The sequence below is a fragment of the Parvibium lacunae genome (assembly GCF_003335215.1).
In the GTDB taxonomy this organism is placed as follows: domain Bacteria; phylum Pseudomonadota; class Gammaproteobacteria; order Burkholderiales; family Burkholderiaceae_D; genus Parvibium; species Parvibium lacunae.
On record NZ_QPGB01000014.1, the window covers coordinates 1 to 2,093 of the forward strand.

The 2,093-nt window shown below is 51.1% G+C and carries 2 protein-coding genes; both read right to left on the minus strand.

Features of this window, described 5'->3' with window-relative positions:
- Window positions 1-148 precede the first annotated feature (148 nt).
- Complete coding sequence (locus tag DU000_RS12515) at window positions 149-535, minus strand: hypothetical protein (protein ID WP_147267029.1); 387 nt, start codon at window positions 533-535, stop codon at window positions 149-151.
- A partial coding sequence (locus tag DU000_RS12520) for a CdiA family toxin C-terminal domain-containing protein (protein WP_147267030.1) occupies window positions 535-2,093 on the minus strand: 1,559 nt, incomplete at its 5' end. The genes DU000_RS12520 and DU000_RS12515, both read right to left, overlap by 1 nt.

Consider the following 2,093-nt stretch of genomic DNA (forward strand, 5'->3'; position numbering starts at 1 on the left):
GACGCTCTGCGTTTGGCTGCTTTGGCTGCCGTTCTTGGGGAGCCCAACTTGGGCGGCTAGCGCTGCGGGTTGTAGCCCTAGCGCAATCAGCAGCCAAAGTAATACCGCCAGCCACAGGGGCTGGCGGTTTTGCAAGTGAAGCCGAAATTCAGAGCGCATACTTCGCAATAACTTCATCGACTTCTGCGTTACGTTCTGGGTGTGCTTGACGGAAGTTTTCTAAAGCCCTGCGCACATGGTATTTAACTGTGGCTTCATCGTATTCACCTTCGCAGGGGTCAAGGTAGCTGGTGTCTTCGACTGTCCAAGCATAATATCTATAAGTGCCATCTGACTGTTTTTCTCTATGCCACACCCATCCAGGATCCCCCCCCCCCAGCGCATTTTCGTCGTCTGTAAAAATTCCCGGCAAAAAATAATCAACGGGATAATGCGGAACAATTGCAAAGTCTAGACACCAAAGTAAAGGGGCAATATTTTCAGTTTCCATATTTACACTAGGCAATATTTTGTAAGGGCGGTTTTTCCCACTCATTATTTACTTCCCTTAGCTTCTTTGGGGTTGACTGGATAGACTGTCGGAATATAAGGTTGCGCAGGATTGTCAGCAGCGTATCCCCCTTTCACTCTCGGCACGCTAATTGGTACAAAAAACGTCACGCCGTTAATTTCAACGTACTGTTCCTTAACCCCAGTTTTTGCATAATTCAATCCGGCCTTGCTTGCCGCCTCACTAGCCATATTCGCCATTTGCGTATCGGGATAAATATTGGGGTCATAAACGGTTTTAGGTTGAGACTTACCGCCCGGAAGTTGATATTTAATATCGTAAATACCCGGAGCAATCTCGACCTTACTCAGAATCGTACCTTGTGCACCATTTAAAACATCATTGAACTCATTCATATTATGCCCGCCGCTAATAGAAGCATTCTTTCCTGAGCCTTTAACCTCTGCTTGAATTAAATGCTGCCCCAGCGGTGTATCCGTGACAGGAGTACCGGCTGTAGGCTGCCCATCACGCGGGCGTACTGGAATTCGTCCAGCAAAATCTGCGTCGGCCAGATTTTGATCGGGTAGACCACGAGAATTCGCTCCCCCGCTCCCTGCTGGGGTATCAATGCTTCCGTATTTAGTCAGTGCCGATTTAGCGCGTAATGCTGCGCCACCAATCATAGCGGCTGCCCCAATCATATCAATCTGGTTCTGGGTTTTTAGTTGCGCTTGTAAATCTTTTGGCAGTTCACCATTGCGGTTCATGTCCACCATCAGCTGACGCAGCGTGCTCGATAGATTCTGCGTTTGCTGACGATACGCTTCGGCGTCTTTGACACTCATCCCTTCTTTTTGCAAGGTGGTCAGCTCTTTACCATCCGGCTGATTCTTCAATGAGTCGGCCAGTGCATAGACAAGCGAAAGCTTCACGTCGGTCGGTTGTTTGGATAGGTTGCGCCAATCCTTGGCCGCATCCATGAGGGCTTTGTTGGCATTGTTTGTTAGACCATCACGGCTGATTTGCGGTGGTAAGCCCGCTAGGTTGTAGGCATCCCGCATACTTTGCGTTTGCAGGTATTGGCTGTTGATGGCGTGATTGGTGTATTCCGCTGTGCCACGGTAGTCCATTGCGGGGCCACCATTTGTTTCAATCAGCCGGAGTTGGGCCATGGCTTTGGGATCATCTTGATAAGTCGCAAAGCCGCTGTCGTTCCATTTAAGTGCTTGTCGCAACAGTGCTGCTTCCCATTCCGAGGCACTGCGTCCATCTTGTCCGGCGAGTTGTTTGGCTCGGGCTTTAATCGCGGTGGTTTGATCGGGGTGCAGCTGCCGGTTAAAGACATCGGCGTTGTAGCTGTATTGGGCGGTTTGGGCCGCGGTCTCTAGCTTGCCGCCTAAGGCGCCAACCAGGGTGCCAACCAGGGTGCCAACCAGGGTGCTGCCCAGGGTTTGGATGCCGTTCAGGCCGTTTTCATAGTCGCGCCGCGCTTGTTGGTAGTTTTCTTGGGTGCGCTTGCTTTCTTCGGGGCTTAGCTTGGCCAGTTCGCTGGCACTGGGGGGCAGCGGTTCTTTGAGTACGTTGCGGGCAAAGTTGGCCA

Coding starts and splice junctions, on each gene's coding strand:
- DU000_RS12515 (WP_147267029.1), bottom strand. CDS start 535: ATGAGTGGGAAAAACCGCCCTTACAAAATATTGCCTAGTGTAAATATG.